The sequence below is a fragment of the Clostridium perfringens genome, assembly GCF_016027375.1.
GTDB lineage: Bacteria > Bacillota > Clostridia > Clostridiales > Clostridiaceae > Sarcina > Sarcina perfringens.
Genome location: NZ_CP065681.1, coordinates 2,715,464 through 2,735,724 on the forward strand (window position 1 = coordinate 2,715,464; position 20,261 = coordinate 2,735,724).

Here is a 20,261-nt window from a genome sequence, read left to right on the forward strand (position 1 = left end):
TAAAAAAATATATTATCTATATAAGTAGCTTCTCCTTCCTTATAAAAAAATAGTTTTTTTAATTTAAATTTCCTCTAAACTCAAAATTCCTTTAAATATAAAACCTATCTTTATTAATCATCACTACATACGCAGAAAGAGTTTTGAACTTCTATATACTCTTCAGGAGTTAAAGAAAGTATGTATTTATCAAAATGATCTTCACTACAAAAATATCCTACTTTATTTTCTATATAACTTTCTTTTGGTTCTTTCTCTAAATCTTTTCCACAATATAAACATTTTTTCATTTTTCTCTCTCCTTTTTATATCTCATGTATTTCATAGCCTATTTATATATCATGCATTTCATAACCTAAGTCTGTATTTTACTTAATTTATGCATAAATGCTTTATAAAAATATAATAATAAGATTTATTTTTATGCATTATATATAATCTTTCCTATATGTAAATTATTGCACAATTACACTACATATTTCTATATTCATATAAAAAGTTATCAATTAAACCCCTTAATTAATTAGATTTATAAATTTTTAATTTCTACAAAGTTTAACCTCTTTCTAAATCTAATTTCTTCATTATAAATACTAATAAAAAACACCTAAGCTCATTTACAATAAACTTAAGTGTTAATAATTTTTATTGGTTCTTACTACTATTTTTAGAATATGACATTAAATATTCTAAATGACCTGAATCTTCGTTTTCTTGCTCTTTTATTATTTTAAAACCCTGTTTCTTATAAAATTCAACTGCCTTTTTATTATCTTTATAAACAGCTAATTCTATATTTTCATATTTATTTTTAACATATTCAAGTAAGCTTTTTCCTATTCCACTTCCTTGACTTTTAGTGTGAACAAATAAAGCACCTATAAAGTTACTATCTATTATACTTATAAATCCATTTATTTTTCCTTCATCACAGTAAACAAAAGTTTTAGCCATTGGAATATAAATATCTCTTACAACTTCATAATTTTTCTTCCAATATTCTTCTTCAATAAAATAATGAGCTTCTACTGTACTCTCCAACCAAATTTTCATAATATCATCTATTTCACAATTTTTAGGTTCTCTAATTTCCAAAACTCTTTCCCCCATACTATTCCTATAACATCTTTAAATTATTAAGTCTTTTATAAAAAATATCTTCTTTATACTTTGTATCTTCATTTTATAAAAAATTTATTAACTTATTCAACATCTTATCTTAAAAATGTTTTAATCATTAATTTATCTATTGCTGAATTCCCTAAAAATCTTTTTATTAATTTACACAACTTACAATCAATGTTTATAGAATACTGTTTTTTAGGGTTTTTCTTAGAAATTATTTTTGATACAACTTTAGCTACCTTTTCTGGAGGTGGTGAACTAAGAATTAATTTAGTAGAACTCTTTCTAAAAAATTCAAACTCTTTTTTATAAGCCTTAGCATTTTTAGTTTTTGATGCTTTATTGAGTGAATTCATAAAAGGGTTAATAAATTCTGTATTAATAAATGAAGGTTGTATTTTCACTATTTTAATTCCTCTTTCCTTATTTTCCATTCTAAACCCATCTATCATTCCCTCTAAAGCATGTTTGGAAGCTGGATAAAATGACATCATAGGTGTTGAAACTATTCCAGCTAAAGAAGACGTAACAATAATATATCCATATTTTTGTTTCCTCATTTGAGGCATTACAGCCTTAATCACTCTTGCTACTCCAAACAAATTAACATCAAATTCTTCCTTTGCATCATCTATATTTACAGTTTCTAATGCCCCAGCACAGGCATATCCAGAGTTAGCAAAAACCACATCTATTCTAGATTCCATTCTAATTATAGTATTTACAACTTTTTGTACTGCCCTTTCATCCTTAACATCTAAAAATATTATCTTTCCACCTAACCTTTGAAGCTCTCTCATGTTTTCTACTCTTCTTGCAGTACAATATACTATATGTCCCTCTTTTAATAATAACTTAGCAGTTGAATAACCTATCCCCGAACTAGCTCCAGTAATTAAAATAACTTTCTTATTCATTTTATCCTCCTACTAAAAATATTAAATATATAAATTTAAAACCTCACTAAAAATAACCTTTAATAACCATATTACTTACTTTATATAATGAAATTATTTTTCCTATAACAACAAATTCTATACCTTTAAACTAAAAAACAATAAATGAATTTAATAAAGCTATCTTAATATACCCAACAAAAAATTTAATTTTATTTATAAAAATTTTCCCTAAATCAAAATATTATTTTCTCTTAAGTTATCCATTAAAATATTAAACATTATAATTGAACGACTAAAAAGGCATGTATCAAATTATATTTTGATACACGCCTATTTTTTTTACTTTCTCAATCTCATTTTATTTACTTTTTATAGATTAATTCACCTGAGTAAATTTTATTTGTTCTAATTCCTGGTTTGATTTCTCCATTTATTGAGAAGATATTATCTCCATCTAATATTAATGCTTCTCCACATGGAGCATTAAATGGTACATCTCCAATTGACTTCCACTGGTTATTCTTTGAGTTATAAATTAGAACTTTTGTATTCCAAGCAAAATCTTGAGGGTCTCTTCCAAAATACTCTTTCTTGAATTCAGCTAAACTTTCATCTTTTAATGTATTTAAATTTTTTACAGCATCATCATAAACTGCTTTATTAAATCCACCTATAACAAGCATTTCATCTTCATTTAATTTAACTGAATTAGCACCTAAAAGTGAAATTTCTTCATTTCCTATTTTAACATCAGCTACTTGAGTCCATGAATTATCTTTAATGCTATATTTATAACCATCTGTGTAAGCAATTTTATCTCCACCACTAAATACATATATATCATCACCTAATAATTGAGCAACGGCTTGATTTCTAGTAGGTTCTCCTGGTATTTCCTTTAATTCTTCTGTTTTTCCTGTTTCAACATTAAATTTATAAACCTTATTACTAGCTTTTCCATCTTGTTTTCCAAGTCCTAAATAAATATCTTTATCTTTTTTAACTGCAAAGCCATCACTAAATGTAAAAGGTAAATCTCCAATATGCTTTAAACCAATTTTACCTTTTTCATCAGTTGTAATAAGAGAAACGTTATTTCCTTCTTCTTTATTAGGACTTCCACCTACATAATAAATTCCTTCCTCAGTAGTTATGGAACTTCCATAACCTATTTCATAATCTAATGTTGTATGATCTACTTGCTTTAAATCTCCATTTTCATTTTTTAATACATATATATCAGGATAAAGCTTTTTAGCTCCTCCTTTTGCTACTGGCTCCTCTGGAAAGTTAGCTCCACCTCCAACAACTATATAATCTTTTGTTTTACCATAAAGTAACCCTGCTGTTCCTATATTTTTGCTTTGACCTTTTTGAGCCTCTAACGCTCCATCAACAGTCCACTTAATCGAAGTAATTTCTTTATTTTTATTACTACCCTCTGAAGGCTTATTTCCACATCCCGCTAAAACTAATGGTAGTGCAAGTAATACCCCATACTTCCATATCTTTTTCATAATCTTTTACCCCTTTCAAACCATAAAATAATATTTTTAATAATTTCTTATTTATTAGCTCCACTCTCTAAATATTTTAAATTCATTTCAATATAAGACATTTCTTCACTTGGTGTTCCCTCATATAATAATCCAATATTTCCATTGCTTAATTCTGTTAAGCAAGAATAAGCATAATAACCTGGTTTAACTAATTTATTATATTTCCAATCAAATTCATATTTAGGTTCACCATTTTCGTATGTTCCAACTTGATTAATCAATCCAATTCTCACAGTACCATTTGATCTACTTCTTGCATTTGGATTTGAGAAAATAACAGCATCCTTTCCATCTACCTTTTGACTATAATTTATAACACTTAGTTGGCAATATGGCTCTAAAACATTAGTATCTTTCTCTACTGTTTCATCCCAAGTAGCTCCCCCATCAAAACTTGTAGCAATATTTAAATATCCACTTAAATTTCTCATAAATAATTTTAGTTGACCGTTTGGCATTTCTACTACTTGACATTCAGTTAATTGAGGTGCATCATCTGATAAGGTTTTAGAATTTATTATTTTTCCATTTTCTAATTTTCTATTATCATTTGGAGATTCTCCTATTGTCCAATTCTTACCACTATCATCACTATATATTACAGCACTAGATTGTTTACCTTTTTCATTTGTATAGTAAACAGGAACTACTATTCTTCCTTTATGTTCTCCATTTTTTATTTGTATTCCTCTACCTGGAGCTATTCCTAAGAACTTCATCCAATCCTTTTTAACTTGGAAATTAATATTTTGTGGCTCACTCCAAGTCTTTCCATCATCATCACTATATACAAGATTTATATAGCTTGTCCCTTTTGCTTTTAAAGGTGCTGTACTAGAATTTATATTATCTATCTTAGTTCCATTTCTAAATAAATCTCCTAAAGCATTTGTTGTATATTCTGTTTTATTACTATCTTTGTCATATACTACATTTTCTCTTACAGTAAATTCTTTACCTGATGAATCGTAAAGACATAAATATTCTTTTCCATCAATATTTTTAAATCCACTTCCTAATCCAGCATTCCAAAAACCATATTTTGAAGGGAAATGAGTTACTAACAAGAATATTCTTCCTGTTTCATCATCTTCAATTAAAGTTGTATCTATAACAGAGGATTTATCAGGATAGTCCATTATTATTTGTCCTTCATCCCAAGTTTTCCCTCCATCTTCACTTCTTCTAACTGCTGTATCTATATCATTATTAGGAGCATCAGCTCCACCATGTCTTCTTGCATCTATTGAAGCTATTAAAGTTCCTTCTTTTGTTTTAAATAAGGCTGGTATTCTGTAATTACTAGAATTTAAAAATCCTGGATGAAATAAATCCACTGGCTCTGTCTTTACAGCTCCCTCTACAAGAACTTCTTCTTTAGCTTTTGTCTCTCCAGTCTTACTAAGTAAATAATCATCGCCTAAAGGTTCATTATATATATTCATAAAACCTATATTGCCCTTAAAATTATATTCATTAGATTGTCCATATCTATTAGTTTTTCCAATAAAAGCACTATCTAAATTTTCTATATTATTTAAAAACTTTGTATTTGTATCTTTAACTTCTTTAATCATTTTTCCATTAAGGAAAAGCTTATAACCTTTATTTTTTTCAATCTTTAAGGCAACAGTATTATCCCCCTCATTTAAAGCAACATCTTTATACATATGTACTAGATTCTCAGTTCCATTTTGTGTATTCCCCTCATTTTTTTGATTTCTAAGCTCAAACCCAACTCTTAAATTAGTAACATAAAAATTAAAATATCCATTTTTAGTCTTGCTATTACTTATTCCTAATAAGCTTTGTATTTTAGAGTCCTTGGAATTAAATCTTACAACAATAGTACCTTCATCTAAATTTTTATATTTTTCTAAATCATAAGTAATATTAGAAGCATTTGAACTTTCTAAATTTATATCCTTATATTCTCCTAGTGAACTTAAACTTTCACTATTATTTACTTTAATCTCATACCCACTATTATTTTTCCCTGAGTCTAAAGTACTTCCTTTAACCAATACATAATTACCACCACTTATAACCATAGCAGCTGTTAAAATTAAAGTTATCCCTTTGTAATTCATTTTACATCCTCCCATAAATAATTTTTTATTATTTTGAAATAGTATTAATTTAAAATACTATGACATACGAAGTAAAATTTTTATTATTGTATTTGTAACTTTGGATTTATAATATAGAATATTTTAAATGCTTCTTTTAGTAGAATTTTGCCTTAATTTGAAAAAAGATTTTTTACTCTTAGCTCTCCTTAAATCTTTTATGAATATACTTCTTGAAATGCAACGATTAAAATTTGAATACTAAAATATTTCATTTTTATGAAAAGTATTTTCAAAATAAGAATAATTTGAAAATATTTTTCTTATATTCAACATTGTAATCCTTTTCTAAAGAAATTTCAATATAATAAAGAGATTTTTATGGTAAGTTTTTCTATAAAATTTTCTTATTCTTTCTTACTATTCTTTAATTATTGATACATAAACCTTATTTCAAAATACTTATTATCTAACCTTTACTGCTATACAAACAATTACTCTTGGAGTTACAGAAAGAAAATATTTCTTAACTCTAAATAAAAAGAAAATTATTTTCGCAAATAAAATTTATTGAAAATAATTTTCTTAAAACTTAAAGGTGTTTTTTTAATTTCTTTTATTTTTAGATACTTTAAAAAATTATACTAAACAAACTTATTTTAAAAACTCTAAGTGTACTAATTTTTTAAATAATATATTTTATTTCACTCATGGGAAAATATTTATCTATTATTTCCATAAAAAACTCTTTTATTTCATGTATATCTTCTTTTTTATAAACATATTTTCCATAACCAAATTGACCATATTTAAAAGTTCTCTTTTCATCATCCATAGGCAATTTATTATCTGGAAATATATCCATTATTATATTTTTAGCTCTTGTAGTATACCTATGGGAAATAACCTCAAAGGTTAATTTATGTTTTAAATCACTTGGTAATTTTTCTTTTAAATCCTTTAATAAGTTCTCATAATCCTCTTTCCATCCCTCATATATGAATACTGGAGCAATTATAAATCCTAATGGATAATTAGCCTTAGCTATTTTCACACTGGCATTTATTCTTTCACAAAGAGATGCTGTTCTTCTCTCATAATTATTTATTACAAAATCAGTATTTATAGTAAATCTTACTTCTGTTTTGCCATTATGATTTAAACCTAATAATGAATCAACATCTGTATATTTTGTTACGAACCTAAATCTTGCAAAATCATTATTTGCAAAAAATTCTATTGCTCTCTTTAAGGAATTTGTATATGGCTCAACTGGTATAGGATCAGATGTGGCTGAACCTTCAAATATGGTGATATTAGGTTTTCTTTCATCAATATATTTCTGAGCCTGATTTAATATATCCTCTACATTAACATTTATTTTTACATAAGGTTTATCCCCTAAATTAGTATTTAAATAACAATATTGACAATTGCCAACACAACCACTTAGTAATGGTAATTGCCAATGTGCTGATGGTTTACAAGACTGAAATTTTCCTACTCTCTTAACTCCAACAACAATTGTACTCTTTCCTTCTTTGTAAAATTCCTTTATATCATCTCCAGGTATATTTTGCTTTATTCTGTTATTTTTAAGCTCAATAATCTCTATATCTTTATATTCCTTAAAATAATTATAGATATTTCTTCCCATTTCATAATTTAATGAGTTTTTCTCAAATAAAATTCTTTTTGGCTTAAACATAAACATTATCTCCATTCATAATACTTTTTAATTTACTAAATATAAATAAAAAAATAATAGTAGTAAACACTACTATTATTCTTAATTTTAAGATATAAAATGTATTATATTTTAAATGACATATAGAAAATTTCAACTATAGAGTAAATACTATTAATGGTATTAAAATAAAAAAGAGTTGCTTTAACACAACTCTTTAATTAATTCTATAATCCTATAACTTCTTTTATTTGATGCATAACTCCATCTTCATCATTATTTTTATGAGTTATAAATCTTGAAACCTTCTTTAAATCTTCATGAGCATTTTCCATTGCATAACTATGATAAGCACTTTCCATCATTTCTAAATCATTTAAATAATCTCCAAATACCATAGTTTCTTTAAAGTCTATTCCTAAAAGATCTTGAATTTCTTTTATGGCCACTCCTTTATTAACTCCTCCAGCAGTTATATCTAACCATATATCCCCTGAAACAGTTACTTGAAGTTCATCTCTATACTTATCAAAATATTTATTGCTATTTTCTTCTGAACCATTAAAATCGCACATAGTAACTTTTAAAACTGTATCATCTACCTTTTCTAAATCATCTACTATTTCGCATCTTTCATAGTATTTTCTAACTTCTCCTAAGAATCTTTCATCACTACTTTCAACATAGGCTGAATTTTTTCCACATAAAACTACATCTGCATTTTCTATAGTTCTTCCTATTCTTATAAGTTCATTAGCTAATTCCCTATCTAATCCATTAACAACAAGCTCTTTTCCTTTATAAACAACGAAAGTTCCATTTTCAGCAATAAATAACATGTCATCTTTTATATCATTAAACTCTTTAGCTAAAGTATAATATTGTCTTCCACTTGCAGCTGCAAAAAGTATATCTCTTTTCTTTAGTTCCTCAAATACATCATAGAATTCTGGACTTAACTCTTTCTTACTATTTAATAAAGTTCCATCCATATCTGTTGCTATAAATTTTATCATATATATACATCCTCCTAAGTAAAAGTATAAATTAAGGTTAATTTCCTGTTCAATTCTATATATTTAATATAAATTCTAAAATAATTTATTTAAAATAATCAAAGTATAAATTTAGATGTAAAGTATTAAGTCCTAGTATATTATAGAAATATTTCTTTCTTTTAAAAGCTTTAAAATTTCTTCATTAGGCTTTTTATCACTTATTATAAAGTCAATATCCTCACATTTAGCAAATTCACAAAGACCATCAGTATAAAACTTTTCATTTTCAGCAACTAAATAAGTTTTTAAACTAGATTTAATTATAGCATTTTTCATACTAGCTTCTTCTAAGTTAAAGTTACTTATGAAGTCCTCTACTAAATTTATTCCTCCAACCCCTACAAATGCCTTATGAAATCTATAGCTTTTAACATCCTCTATAGCTTTACTTCCTATAGTTCCCCCTAAGTTTTTATTATAAATCCCACCAATACAAATTACATCTATAGATGGATGTGAATCAAAAAGTATTGCTATCCTATTCATATTTGTTACTACAGTTACCTGCTTTTTTGTATTTAAAAGCATACTAGCAATTGAATAGTTTGTTGTTGATGCATCTAAAAATATAAAATCTCCATCTTTAATTTCATTTAATGCTAATTTTGCTATAATGTCCTTTTCACCTAAGTTTTTCATTAATCTAGGCCTTATATTATCATCATGAATAGTTTGTCTTTCTAATATAGCTCCACCATAAGTTCTTTTTAATAATCCTTCTTGCTCAAGTTTTTGTAGATCTTTTCTGATCATTCCTTCAGTAACATTAAATCTAACACTTAAATCTTTAACTAAAACTTTTCCATCCTTTTTTAATATTCTTAAAATTTCTTCTAATCTTTCTTCCATAAACATTATAGTATACCGCTACTCCTTTACACTTAAGTAACCCCTTATTAATAAGAACAATCTTTTATTATTTAATATCTTTTATTATCATTTATTCTTATTTATTATTATATTCTTTTATTTTCAAAAAAGCAATAATGAATAAAAACCTCCGTTGAAATAACTCTTTAAATCAACGAAGGTTTAAATTAATCTATATAAATAATAATAAACTAACTGCCATAACAACCATTCCTGCAATTAGACCATATATAGCCAAATGATGCTCCCCGTACTTTCTTGCTGTTGGCAATAATTCATCTAAAGATATAAAAACCATTATTCCAGCCACTGCTGATAATAATATTCCTAAAGTTATATCATTAAAAATATTTCTTAGTAAAGTATATCCTATTATTGCTCCTATTGGTTCTGACATACCTGATAAGAAAGAATATAAAAAAGCTTTCTTTTTATCTCCAGTAGCATAAAAAATAGGGATTGATACTGATATTCCTTCTGGTATGTTGTGAATTGCTATTGCAATAGTTATTGGAATTGCTAAGCTTGCTCCTTCTAGTGCAGAAACAAAGGTAGCTAATCCTTCCGGAAAATTGTGTATGGCTATAGCTAAAGCCGTAACTATTCCTGTTCTCATAAGAGTTTTATCTTTAATATCTACTTTTCCCTCTTTATTTTCACCATTATATTCCTCAATTTCATTTTCCACTTCTTCAACACTTCTAACCTCATGAGGATTTTCTTCTTCAGGTACAAATTTATCTATTAAAGCAATTATTGCTATACCAGCAAAAAATGAAATAACAGTAATCCAATTTCCCTCCTTAATACCCATAGCCCCAACAAGGGATTCCTTAGCTGTTTGAAACATTTCTATCATTGAAACATAAATCATAACTCCAGCAGAAAAACCTAAACTTACACACAAAAACTTTTTATTAGTCTTCTTTGCAAAAAAAGCTATGCAACTGCCTATTCCTGTAGCTAATCCCGCCAACAAAGTTAATAGAAAAGCCATAAGTACATTATTCATATTATCTCCTCCTTTCATAATTATTCCGTAATCAATTGATAATTATTTTCAATTATAAACTATAACTCTGCATTTGTCCACTTATTTAATTGCTCTCTCCCATAAAACCTTATTTAAGATACTATATGCAAAAAAATAAAAAGAAGGAATTATATCTACTTTATAATAAAGTTTTGATAAAATTCCTTCTTTTATTATTTATACGTGAATTTTTCCACTGTCTTCTATTTCTTCTTCATCTATTTTTATACCTTTTTTGCTTAATCTCTTATTAGTAACACTTCCAAATACGCAGTATATAACAGCTGCTGTTGGAACTCCTACTAACATTCCAATAAATCCAAAGGCACTACCACCAATCATAATTGCAAGCATTACCCATAAGGATGATAATCCTACAGATCCTCCTACAACTCTTGGATAAATTAAATCTCCTTCAACTCTTTGAAGACAGAATATAAATACAATAAACCAAAATGCCTTAATAGGATTTATTATAAATATTAAGAAAAATGAAGGTATTGTTCCTATAAAGGCTCCTAAAATAGGAATTAAACTTGTTGTACCAACAAGAACACTTATTAAGAAAGCATATGGCATTCTTAATACTAACATACCTAAAAAGCATAAAGTACCTATTATCAGTGCTTCAGTACATTGGCCAATAATAAAGCCTGAAAATACTCTATTAGTAGTTTGTCCAACTTCTAATATTTTATCTGCTATATCTCCTCTAAGATATGCATACATAACTTTCTTTATTTGACATATTAATTTTTCCTTACTTGAAAGCATGTATATAGCTAATACAAAAGCTAAACAAAAATCAATGATAGCTGTTGTTACATCAACTGTTAAACCAACAAGGTAAGATGCAATTCCACCAAATAAATGAGTAACTGTTTTTAATATTTCTTGCCAAGTATTCATAACCTGATCCCAAACTTTACTTAAAAGTACTGTGGAATCAGCATAATTATTCATATTAACTTCAAAGGATTTTAAATAAGTAGGAATACTTTCTGTAAGTTTAACTACACTTGAAGTTAGTTGAGGAACAACAAATAAGATTATGGCACTTATGGCTCCAACTAAAACTATTATTGTTACTGTAATAGCTAAAGGTCTTTTTGCACTTCTAACCCATGATTTTTTGCTATTTTCTAAATTTCTAAATAACTTTCTCTCAAAAAACTTCATAGGTATATTTAATACAAAGGCTATTGCTATACCTAAAATTAATGGTTTAACAAGACTTGTAATATAACCTAATCCCCCAAATACTGTAGAGTATTTCATAAACACAAAGTGTAAAATAATAGCATAAGTAACAACTATTAGGGCTCCTTTTAACTTTTTATCATTAAAAAACATATTTTCACTTCCTTATTTTAAGATATTTTTCATCTTTTCAAAAAAATAATTTTATTATTAATGAAAATAACTTATATCTACTTAAATATACCATATTGTTAATTTTTTGTTAATAACATTTTCTTTTATCCTTAATAGAATATGTACTTCTCTATTTTCCTGTATTTTTTAAATATGTTTTTATAAATAAATTTGGAAAATATGCAGCCATCTTCATATAAGTGTACATACTTCTTCCATATCTATTTGTTTTAATAGTTGCTTTTTTTAAGTACTTTTTAACATTTTTATTTTTAAGAACACTTAAAGTATCTTTCTTTGTTTCACTATTTAAATATCCTAATATTTGATACATAATATGCTCACAAGTAAATTCTTTTTCTATAGCTTCTTTAAGCTTTTTATCTAATTTATTTTCATCAATAAATTTAGCTACATCCTCCATTGATTCTACTACAGTTATATTCTTATATATGTCTGGATTATTAGTTAAAGAATCTCCCCTTTGACAATAAAATACTAAACTGTCTTCTATTCCTCTAACCTTCTTTGAACTTAAAAGTGCTTTAAATATAAAATTTAAATCCTCTGCCCCATGAGCTCCTTCTAAAAATCTAAGCTTATTTTTATTTAAGAACTCCTTATTATAGACAAGACTTCCAGTCCAAAGTCTTATTTTATTATCCTTATAAGCATTAAAGACTTCTTCCCCTGATTTTATTTTTCCAAACTCAAAGTTTTGAGCTATATTCACATTTACACTGTCACCCTCTTTGATTCTTTTATAATCAAAAAATACTATATCAGGTTCATTAAACATATTTCTTTCTAAAATCTGAACTAAATTATTCTCTGCAAAATCATCTGAATCTAAAAATAAGATATATTTTCCTCTTGAATAATTAATCCCAATATTTCTAGCAACACTCTGTCCCCTATTTTCTTCACATCTAATCACTCTATGATTTATTTTAAAGTTTTCTAAACAAGCTTCACTTACTTCACAGGTATTATCTGTTGAACCATCATCAACAACTATCACTTCAAAATTATTTGATGTTTGTCTTGATAAAAACATAAGATTTTTTTCAATATACTTTTCTGAATTATATGCAGGAATTACTATACTTAAAAACTTATCACTCATTAATGCCATCTCACTTCAACTCCATTATAGTTTTTAAATTAAGCTTATAAATAGTTTTAAAATTTAAAGTAAAATATTTCTTATTTTATTAGTAGCATAATCAATTGCAACTTCTGTATTTCCATTATTTTTTCCTCCACCTTGAGCTGCAAACTGATTTCCGCCACCTCTTCCATCAATTAAAGTTATGGTATCTTTTAATATATCACTCATATTAACTTTTTTCATATCTTTAGAACTATTAAAAATTAAATTTACTCTATCTCCATTTTTCACTGCAAATAAAACTATTGCTTCATATTCCTCAGTTATTTTATTAGCTAACTTTCCTATATGTTTTGTATCCTCACCATCAAAAATTTCATTAACTAAAGTTATACTTCCTATTCTTTCTGATTTATTTAACATCTCTTTTATCTTATAATCGCCTATTTCAGCTTTAACTTTTCTGTTTTCATCTACAAGATTTTTATTATTTTCTAAAAGATTCTTAACAGCGTTTAAAGTATCACCTTCTCCTGATTTTAAAAGCTTGCATATTTCTCCTAAAATTTCATCCTTAGTGAAAAAGTCAGATACTGCTCTATTTCCAGCTACATATTCTATTCTTGTAGCATTTTTATGTTTTTCCCATCTTCTTATCTTTATAACTTGAAGATCTCTAGTATTTCTTGGATGAACTCCACAACAAGCATTTAAATCTAATCCTACAATTTCAACAATTCTTATTTCTTCATCAGTTTTAGGCAATGCTCTTCTAGTTTTTACTTTCTTTAATTCTTTTTTGCTTGGAGCATAACTTTTTACTTCTAAGTTCTCAAAGATTAATCTATTTGCCTCTTTTTCAGCTTCTCTTATAGTTTTTTCATCTAAAAAACCTACAATATCAACTGTACTTATTTCTTTTCCTAAATGAAAACCACAAGTATTTGCACCAAATAAATCATAAAAACATCCAGAAAGTAAATGCTGTCCTAAATGCTGTTGCATTCCATCAAATCTTCTTTCCCAATCTAATTCACATTGTAGATTTTTCAATTTTTTAGGTTCTTTTTCAAGAACATGATATACTTTTCCTTCTTCTTCATAAACATCAAGGACTTTAATTCCATCAATAAGTCCTAAATCTCCCATCTGTCCTCCCCCTCCTGGGAAAAAGGCAGTTTGGTCTAAAAGAACATGGAATTTTCCATCAATTTCTTTAACCTCAATTATTTCTCCTTTAAACTCCTTTATATATTGATCTTCATAATAAAGTTTTGTCATTTTATATCAACACCTCAATTGTCTTCTTAATAATAAGAGCTTAAACTTAACTTTTATAAAAATTAGCTCTAAAATAAATTATATCATTTATTTATTAAATTAAAACTTATAAATATTTACTAAATTCAAACATCCAAACTAAAAAATTAATGATTATATTAATTCATAAAATTATGAAAAGCCAGAGAATTTTAAAAAACTCTCTGGCTATTTAATAAAATTATTTTAAATCTATTTTAATACTCTCACCATATGGCTCATAATTGCTTCTGTCTGAAAATACAACGGTATAATTATTTCCTACTAATTCTTCTTTGAAATCTATATAGAACTCATTTCCACTTACGTACTTAATATTATCTGTATATCCCCCTTCTTTATTTCCTATAGGTTCAATTTTCTCTCCAGTTTCATTATTTATAATATAACTAGGTGCTCCATATATTGAATACTTAGATTCATAATATAATCTTGTTCCCTTTTCAACACTTTCTATTTTTTTAATTTTAGAATAAATTTCTCCATTATCTAATCTAATCTCTGTTTCTCCATTTAAATTTAATTTTTCTTTAAATTCCTTAGGGAAAGTAACTTCATTAGAATCACCTTTCTTATTCATATCCTCTCTTTGAATATATGGAATTATAGTTAAACTCTTACTATCATCATAGACCTCTTTAAAATTATAACTTGTGAATAGCTTAGAATTTTCATTTTTACTAGCATCTCCAATTCCAGTACCACTTTTTGAATATAAGTATCTTCCTTTATCATCAAAAATAAAAAAACTTAAGGTGCTATAATCATGTAAATCCCTTGTTCCTGTAACTTGCAGAACTGTATTTATAGGTGTTTGTATTAATTTATTTAATTCTACACCATTTAATTCATCTCCTAAATTTATGTTAAGATTTTGTTCTTTTATATTTTCTCTAACTAACTCATCACTTATAGGTATATTAAAATTCCAATCTCCCTCTATCTTAACATCCTCTTTAATATTTCCTAAACTACTTATGTTTATGTTCAAATCAAAATTATTAGGAATTTTTATATCTTCTCCTAATATATTTTTCTTAAGCTCTCCTTGGGCAAACTCTTCACTAGCTATAGAGTAATCTTTAACACCAACATAGGTAAAGTCATCTACCTTTTCTCCTCTACCACCAAACCCTGAACTTATAAAATTATTATTTATTCCTAACTTAATATCTAATAAATCTAGTCCATCTTCTAAAGGTTTATCTGATTGAATAGTATAAAAAACCTCTAAATCTAAGGTATCATAAACAATTTTATTTATTGTAACTCTATACCCATTACTTTCTTTTGTAATATTTAAATCCGAAGCATATTTATCATAATTTTCATATATTCTGCTGTCAAATCTCTCAAATATTTTCCCTAAAATCGGGATGTTTTGTGCATATGTGGGCATTGTTACTCCAAAAATAATAGTTCCTGCTATACAAGCTGCACATATACCTGAAGCTTTTTTATAATTTCTTTTTCTCTTTCCTAAATTATTTATGGTGTCATCTATCTTTTTATTAATTTCCTCTGGTACTTTCATATTTTCCATTTTTAATCTATTTCTAATATCTTTATCAAATAAATCATCATTATTTTTCATTAATTAACCCTCCATAAAATAAGTTGATTAAAATTTAGTCTAATCTATTAAATAGCTATTTTTAAATACAATTATGTTATATAAAATCTCTAAGCTTTTCTCTTGCCCTAGCCAGTCTTGATCTTACTGTTCCTTCAGCTATATTTAACATTTCTGATATCTCTTTAGTAGACATATCTTCAAAATAATATAATACTGTAGTTATTCTTAAATCCTCGCTTAATGAATTAACTACAGATGTTAACTCAATATTCCCATAGTCATCACTATAGGACTTTTCATTTTCTAACTTATCTAAAAATATGGTCTTTTTATTTCTTCTTAATATCAAATTACACTCATTTATTAAAATCCTTATTATCCAAGTTTTAAAGAATTCATCCTTTTTTAAAGTTCCTATCTTCTCATAAGATTTTATTATTGTATTCTGAAGTGCATCTTCTATGTCTTCCTTGTTATTTAAAATTCCCCTAGCAACCCTATAGATACTTAATCTATTCTCATCTATAAGACTTAAAAAGGCATCCTTATCTCCTTTCTTTGCTTGAGAAACCATTGAAGTTTTTCTATGCTCTAAAAATGATAATAACTCCACAACTTTCCTCCTAAATTTTAATAACTTAGCTAAGCTTTATACTTATTAGATGGTTTAATTAATAAAAATGCTCCCTAAAAAAATAATTTTTTTATAATTTAAGAAACTTAACTAAATAAAAAAAGATAAAACTTATAAATATATTCTTAGAATTAATGAAATCTACTAAGAATTATAAGTTTTATCTTTATATTATATTTTTTATATTATTTTATATATTCTAGTAATTTTGATCGTACTGAAGTCTATATCTAAACTTTTCTAATTTATAGTTTCCATTCTTATCTAGTTCTTTAAGATTATATTTATGATTAAATCCCATTTTCTTATAAAAATCACAGGCTATAGTTGATGATTTAACTTCAACTCTTCTTGCTCTTATATAATATTCATCCCTTTCTAGGGTCTCCATAATTTTTTTGCCTATTCCCTTACCTTGAAATTCTGGTAAAACAAATATAGGTAATAATATACTTTCATCTTCTTCCCCTAAAAAACTAGCTATAGCTCCACAACCAACTATTTTATTTTTTAAAACAGCTACATACATATGTGAGTTTTTAGCCATATTCAAAATTTTATTTTCAGTATAGTTAGAAGCTAAATTTCTCATATCTTCTTTTGAATAACCTTTTATATTTGTATCTAAAAAATTTTTTTCAATAAGTTTAGAAACTTCTCCCCCTTCATTTTCTTCAAATCTTCGTATTTTTAAATCCTCCATTAAACAATTCACCTGACTTCCTAAATTAATAATTACCCTAAAATATATTAATTGAGTTTTTTAACTTATTTTAAAATTATACGTCTTTTAGATTTATTTTAATTTCAAATTGTTTTTAAAGTTAAGAAAACTCTCTATTAATACCCAATTTAATGTAAATTTATTACTTTTAGATAAATTTACGAACTTCTCTCTTATGATAAAATTTATTATACACCTTTTCTCTTTATTGTAAACATTATGAAACTAATAGTTTCATGCTACAAATTGAGTATTCATGCCAAATTCATTAACACATCTTATCAAAGATAATAATTTATTTATTTAAAGCTATAACCATAAAAATCTTTATAATATTTAAGCTTTAAATTTAACTGAATTGCTTTATTATTTATTCAAAATTTATTTACATTTTTAATATTTTCTTAATCTCCTAAGGAGATTTTTCTGTTAAAATTTATCAAAAGATACTTAAAAAGGAGGGTTCATTATGAAGGTTATAATTTTTTATGCAAAAACTGGTGGTGGACATTTATCTGCTTGTAAATCATTAGAGGAAAGTCTAAATTCACTGAATATACCTGTAGTAACTTTAGACTCTCTAGAATTTGCAGGTCATCTTGTATCTAAAGAAATATGTTCTGCTTATACTTATATAGTTAAATCTGTTCCTGAACTTTTTGGTGCTCTTTATAATGCCGGCGAAAAAATTAGTGATCATAATAAAAAATCTATAATTTATAAATTAAATTCTTTTTATGCCGACAATATATTAACAGTCTTAGAGGAGGAACAACCTGATATAATAATCTCAACTCATATCTTTGCTACTCAAAGTATTAGTTATTTAAAGCAGAAAAACAAAATAAAAGCTTTAACAGCATCAATAGTAACTGATTATACTTGTGCACCATTTTGGGAAGAAACTGATTTAGATTATTATTTCTTACCACATAAAGATTTAATAAAAGAATTTGAAGATAAGGGCTTAGACTCTTCAAAACTAATAGCTTTTGGCTTACCTATTGATTCTAAATTTAAAGTAAAGACTCCTAAGGAAAAAGCTAAAGTTAGCTTAGGTATTGAAAAAAATAAACCTCATATTTTAATAATGGGTGGAAGTATGGGAGCTGGCTCAGTTAAAGATACTACACTTTATATAAGTAAGCATCTTAAAGAATGTAATATAACTACTATATGTGGAAACAACAAAGAATTATTTAAAGAAATCTCTGAAATAGAAAAGTTAAATCCTAGAATTCACGCACTTCAATTTACTCATGAGATGAATGAACTTATGGATTCTGCAGATATATTAGTAACTAAACCAGGTGGCTTAACCTCTACAGAGGCTATGAATAAGTCACTTCCAATAGTAATGATTAATCCTATTCCAGGAGTTGAAAGCGCAAATTGTAACTTTTTTATGAAGCACAACTTAGGTGTTAAGTCTAACTCAATTCATGAAACTTTAAAAATTTGCGAAAAACTTATTTCTGATAAAAATTTCTATGAGAAAATCGTATCATCTCAAAAACTTAATTCTAATATAAATGCCGCAGAGGATATATGTAAATTTTTAATAACAAAATACCATGAAATTCAATACAACAGTGACAATAATAGTCTTTGACTCCTTGAAAAAATTATTGTAAACTTATAAATAAAATCTAAGAATACAGGTGATTCTATTGGCATTTATTATTTTAGGAATATATATTTTAATAAATATAGTTTTACTTCATGGAACAAAAAAAGCTAGAAAAGGCAAAAAGACCGTAACTATAAAAATAATGAGCCTTATTTCTATAATTATGTTTATATTGTCATTGCTAATACTTTTATTTGGTTGTATGTCTTATTTACATCATAAAAACATGCTAAATTTAATAATATCAATTATTTACTTATTTGTTTTAATTTTTATATCCTATAAATTATCATGTTTTTATATAACTGAAGATACTATAATCTATGGATATAACTGCTACAACTTTAAAGATATACAAAAAATAGAAATTGAAAAGGTTAAAAATAAATTTACTATAACAATATACATAAAGGGAGCAAATACATTATATTTTAAGCTAGATTATCTAAAGAAGAAAAAGCTTTTAAATGCTCTTCACGGTAAGGTTCTGTGTATAAATTTATAAACAAAAGACTATCTAAACACACTAAAAATATTAATGTGTTTAGATAGTCTTTCTTATTAACTTACTCCTAAACTTAAATTATATAATTTTAATTTAGGCTCAACAAATCTTTCTTCCTTAAGATTATAATTGCAGAAATAATATAAAAATCTAGCTAACTGAATCTCTGCCATATTAAGTGCCCTAATAGCTGCTAAAGCTTGTTCTCTAGTATCATCCTTAAAGGCATCATGAATTAATTCTTTTGCATATTCTGAACTTTCATTACCTAAATATCTACAATAATCATCAAAATCAAGATTACTATTTTTATAATATATATCTAAAACCTTTTTCTTATCATCTTCATTGAAAACATTAATGCCTTCATCCTTTAGAATATAAGAAAAGATTTCGCCTTTAGTAGGTACTCCTTTTAAAAGAATATTTTCATCTTTATCCTTATTTTTATCTAATAAAAGAGTTATATCTTCATCTCCCTTTATCCAAGCTTGTGCTAAGTTTTCAAACCTACGATGATTAGAAAAATTTCCTTTTCCTATTTTATTTATATCAAATCTTTTTAATACATTCATTATTTTTTCATTTGGGCTAGCAATGTGATGAGTAACATGATGTGGTTCACTCATATCAGCTAAATAGTGACAAGAATAACTTAAATACTTCATGCATTTTCTTCTCTTACCTTTATCCCTATACTTTAAGGCTTTTCGTCCGAAAAAAATAAATTTACACATTGCTGTTTTACCTTTTCCAATTCTTCCAAAGTAATTATCCTTATCTTCACCATGATAAAAATGAAAAGAAAATAAGGTTACTACTGACCTAAGCATTATATCTGGCTTTCTAGAATATGAGGGCCTAATCCATCCTAAGCTCTTACTAACATTGTAATTAAGTTCAAGTATATCCATACACCATTTAAGGGATTTAGAAAACCACTTATTATTTAAATACAAATTATTATCATTAATCACCATTCTATTTGCTTGTTCTAATAATACATCATGGGTATTAGATTTTTTAAAAGATTTTTTCATAACCTTTGGCATTTTCTTTAATATCTTTTTCATGTTATCCATGACCG

The 20,261-nt window shown here is 26.1% G+C and carries 18 protein-coding genes; 2 read left to right on the top strand and 16 right to left on the bottom strand.

Annotation, left to right across the window (positions count from 1 at the left end):
• Positions 1–113 precede the first annotated feature (113 nt).
• The 15 genes from I6G60_RS12745 to I6G60_RS12815 all read right to left on the bottom strand — a co-directional run bounded on the left by I6G60_RS12745 (position 114) and on the right by I6G60_RS12815 (position 17,018).
• Positions 114–290 (bottom strand): hypothetical protein, encoded by a 177-nt coding sequence (locus tag I6G60_RS12745; RefSeq protein ID WP_003472183.1) that lies wholly within the window; start codon positions 288–290, stop codon positions 114–116.
• Positions 291–645: 355 nt separating this feature from the next.
• Positions 646–1,110 carry an N-acetyltransferase gene (locus I6G60_RS12750; protein WP_110016318.1) on the bottom strand — a complete coding sequence of 155 codons (465 nt, stop codon included), beginning with the start codon at positions 1,108–1,110 and terminating at the stop codon, positions 646–648.
• 104 nt (positions 1,111–1,214) lie between these two features.
• Positions 1,215–2,042, bottom strand: coding sequence for an SDR family oxidoreductase (locus tag I6G60_RS12755; RefSeq protein WP_060669783.1), 828 nt, complete (start codon positions 2,040–2,042; stop codon positions 1,215–1,217).
• A gap of 344 nt (positions 2,043–2,386) precedes the next feature.
• Positions 2,387–3,541, bottom strand: a complete 1,155-nt coding sequence (locus I6G60_RS12760) for a cyclically-permuted mutarotase family protein (RefSeq protein ID WP_025648070.1) — start codon at positions 3,539–3,541, stop codon at positions 2,387–2,389.
• Positions 3,542–3,588: 47 nt separating this feature from the next.
• On the bottom strand, positions 3,589–5,673 hold the full coding sequence (nanI, locus tag I6G60_RS12765) for an exo-alpha-sialidase NanI (RefSeq protein ID WP_197925413.1): 2,085 nt from the start codon (positions 5,671–5,673) through the stop codon (positions 3,589–3,591).
• 664 nt (positions 5,674–6,337) lie between these two features.
• Positions 6,338–7,360: a spore photoproduct lyase gene (gene splB / locus I6G60_RS12770; RefSeq protein WP_138329557.1), complete on the bottom strand. Its 1,023-nt coding sequence runs from the start codon at positions 7,358–7,360 to the stop codon at positions 6,338–6,340.
• A 206-nt stretch (positions 7,361–7,566) separates the two neighbouring features.
• Positions 7,567–8,355, bottom strand: coding sequence for a Cof-type HAD-IIB family hydrolase (locus I6G60_RS12775; RefSeq protein ID WP_025648066.1), 789 nt, complete (start codon positions 8,353–8,355; stop codon positions 7,567–7,569).
• A gap of 132 nt (positions 8,356–8,487) precedes the next feature.
• Positions 8,488–9,252 carry a DeoR/GlpR family DNA-binding transcription regulator gene (locus I6G60_RS12780; protein WP_004458207.1) on the bottom strand — a complete coding sequence of 255 codons (765 nt, stop codon included), beginning with the start codon at positions 9,250–9,252 and terminating at the stop codon, positions 8,488–8,490.
• A gap of 187 nt (positions 9,253–9,439) precedes the next feature.
• On the bottom strand, positions 9,440–10,279 hold the full coding sequence (gene zupT, locus I6G60_RS12785; protein ID WP_061415073.1) for a zinc transporter ZupT: 840 nt from the start codon (positions 10,277–10,279) through the stop codon (positions 9,440–9,442).
• Positions 10,280–10,477: 198 nt separating this feature from the next.
• On the bottom strand, positions 10,478–11,653 hold the full coding sequence (locus I6G60_RS12790; RefSeq protein ID WP_003457125.1) for an AI-2E family transporter: 1,176 nt from the start codon (positions 11,651–11,653) through the stop codon (positions 10,478–10,480).
• A gap of 151 nt (positions 11,654–11,804) precedes the next feature.
• On the bottom strand, positions 11,805–12,809 hold the full coding sequence (locus I6G60_RS12795; RefSeq protein WP_011009990.1) for a glycosyltransferase family 2 protein: 1,005 nt from the start codon (positions 12,807–12,809) through the stop codon (positions 11,805–11,807).
• 54 nt (positions 12,810–12,863) lie between these two features.
• Positions 12,864–14,066, bottom strand: coding sequence for an alanyl-tRNA editing protein (locus tag I6G60_RS12800; protein ID WP_004458224.1), 1,203 nt, complete (start codon positions 14,064–14,066; stop codon positions 12,864–12,866).
• Positions 14,067–14,286: 220 nt separating this feature from the next.
• Positions 14,287–15,699, bottom strand: a complete 1,413-nt coding sequence (locus I6G60_RS12805; protein WP_057230868.1) for a DUF4179 domain-containing protein — start codon at positions 15,697–15,699, stop codon at positions 14,287–14,289.
• A 76-nt stretch (positions 15,700–15,775) separates the two neighbouring features.
• Complete coding sequence (locus I6G60_RS12810; protein WP_003452919.1) at positions 15,776–16,294, bottom strand: RNA polymerase sigma factor; 519 nt, start codon at positions 16,292–16,294, stop codon at positions 15,776–15,778.
• 220 nt (positions 16,295–16,514) lie between these two features.
• Complete coding sequence (locus I6G60_RS12815) at positions 16,515–17,018, bottom strand: GNAT family N-acetyltransferase (protein WP_003461707.1); 504 nt, start codon at positions 17,016–17,018, stop codon at positions 16,515–16,517.
• Positions 17,019–17,508: 490 nt separating this feature from the next.
• Here I6G60_RS12815 and I6G60_RS12820 point away from each other — a divergent pair, with 490 nt between their 5' ends.
• Both I6G60_RS12820 and I6G60_RS12825 read left to right on the top strand, forming a co-directional pair.
• On the top strand, positions 17,509–18,651 hold the full coding sequence (locus I6G60_RS12820) for an MGDG synthase family glycosyltransferase (protein ID WP_197925414.1): 1,143 nt from the start codon (positions 17,509–17,511) through the stop codon (positions 18,649–18,651).
• 49 nt (positions 18,652–18,700) lie between these two features.
• Entirely contained in the window at positions 18,701–19,174 is a 474-nt protein-coding gene (locus I6G60_RS12825) for a hypothetical protein (RefSeq protein ID WP_223932429.1), read from the top strand.
• Between the two features lie 56 nt (positions 19,175–19,230).
• On the opposite strand, the gene I6G60_RS12830 is transcribed toward I6G60_RS12825, so the two are convergent.
• Entirely contained in the window at positions 19,231–20,256 is a 1,026-nt protein-coding gene (locus tag I6G60_RS12830; protein WP_003453025.1) for a phospholipase C, read from the bottom strand.
• Between the last annotated feature and the right edge of the window lie 5 nt (positions 20,257–20,261).

Excerpts from the sequence above, each read along its gene's own strand:
- I6G60_RS12815 (WP_003461707.1), bottom strand. The coding sequence starts at position 17,018 with ATGGAGGATTTAAAAATACGAAGATTTGAAGAAAATGAAGGGGGAGAA.
- I6G60_RS12795 (WP_011009990.1), bottom strand. The coding sequence starts at position 12,809 with ATGGCATTAATGAGTGATAAGTTTTTAAGTATAGTAATTCCTGCATAT.
- I6G60_RS12790 (WP_003457125.1), bottom strand. The coding sequence starts at position 11,653 with ATGTTTTTTAATGATAAAAAGTTAAAAGGAGCCCTAATAGTTGTTACT.
- I6G60_RS12830 (WP_003453025.1), bottom strand. The coding sequence starts at position 20,256 with ATGGATAACATGAAAAAGATATTAAAGAAAATGCCAAAGGTTATGAAA.
- zupT (WP_061415073.1), bottom strand. The coding sequence starts at position 10,279 with ATGAATAATGTACTTATGGCTTTTCTATTAACTTTGTTGGCGGGATTA.
- I6G60_RS12780 (WP_004458207.1), bottom strand. The coding sequence starts at position 9,252 with ATGTTTATGGAAGAAAGATTAGAAGAAATTTTAAGAATATTAAAAAAG.
- I6G60_RS12820 (WP_197925414.1), top strand. The coding sequence starts at position 17,509 with ATGAAGGTTATAATTTTTTATGCAAAAACTGGTGGTGGACATTTATCT.
- I6G60_RS12800 (WP_004458224.1), bottom strand. The coding sequence starts at position 14,066 with ATGACAAAACTTTATTATGAAGATCAATATATAAAGGAGTTTAAAGGA.
- I6G60_RS12775 (WP_025648066.1), bottom strand. The coding sequence starts at position 8,355 with ATGATAAAATTTATAGCAACAGATATGGATGGAACTTTATTAAATAGT.
- I6G60_RS12750 (WP_110016318.1), bottom strand. The coding sequence starts at position 1,110 with ATGGGGGAAAGAGTTTTGGAAATTAGAGAACCTAAAAATTGTGAAATA.
- I6G60_RS12745 (WP_003472183.1), bottom strand. The coding sequence starts at position 290 with ATGAAAAAATGTTTATATTGTGGAAAAGATTTAGAGAAAGAACCAAAA.
- I6G60_RS12760 (WP_025648070.1), bottom strand. The coding sequence starts at position 3,541 with ATGAAAAAGATATGGAAGTATGGGGTATTACTTGCACTACCATTAGTT.
- I6G60_RS12755 (WP_060669783.1), bottom strand. The coding sequence starts at position 2,042 with ATGAATAAGAAAGTTATTTTAATTACTGGAGCTAGTTCGGGGATAGGT.
- I6G60_RS12805 (WP_057230868.1), bottom strand. The coding sequence starts at position 15,699 with ATGAAAAATAATGATGATTTATTTGATAAAGATATTAGAAATAGATTA.
- splB (WP_138329557.1), bottom strand. The coding sequence starts at position 7,360 with ATGTTTAAGCCAAAAAGAATTTTATTTGAGAAAAACTCATTAAATTAT.
- nanI (WP_197925413.1), bottom strand. The coding sequence starts at position 5,673 with ATGAATTACAAAGGGATAACTTTAATTTTAACAGCTGCTATGGTTATA.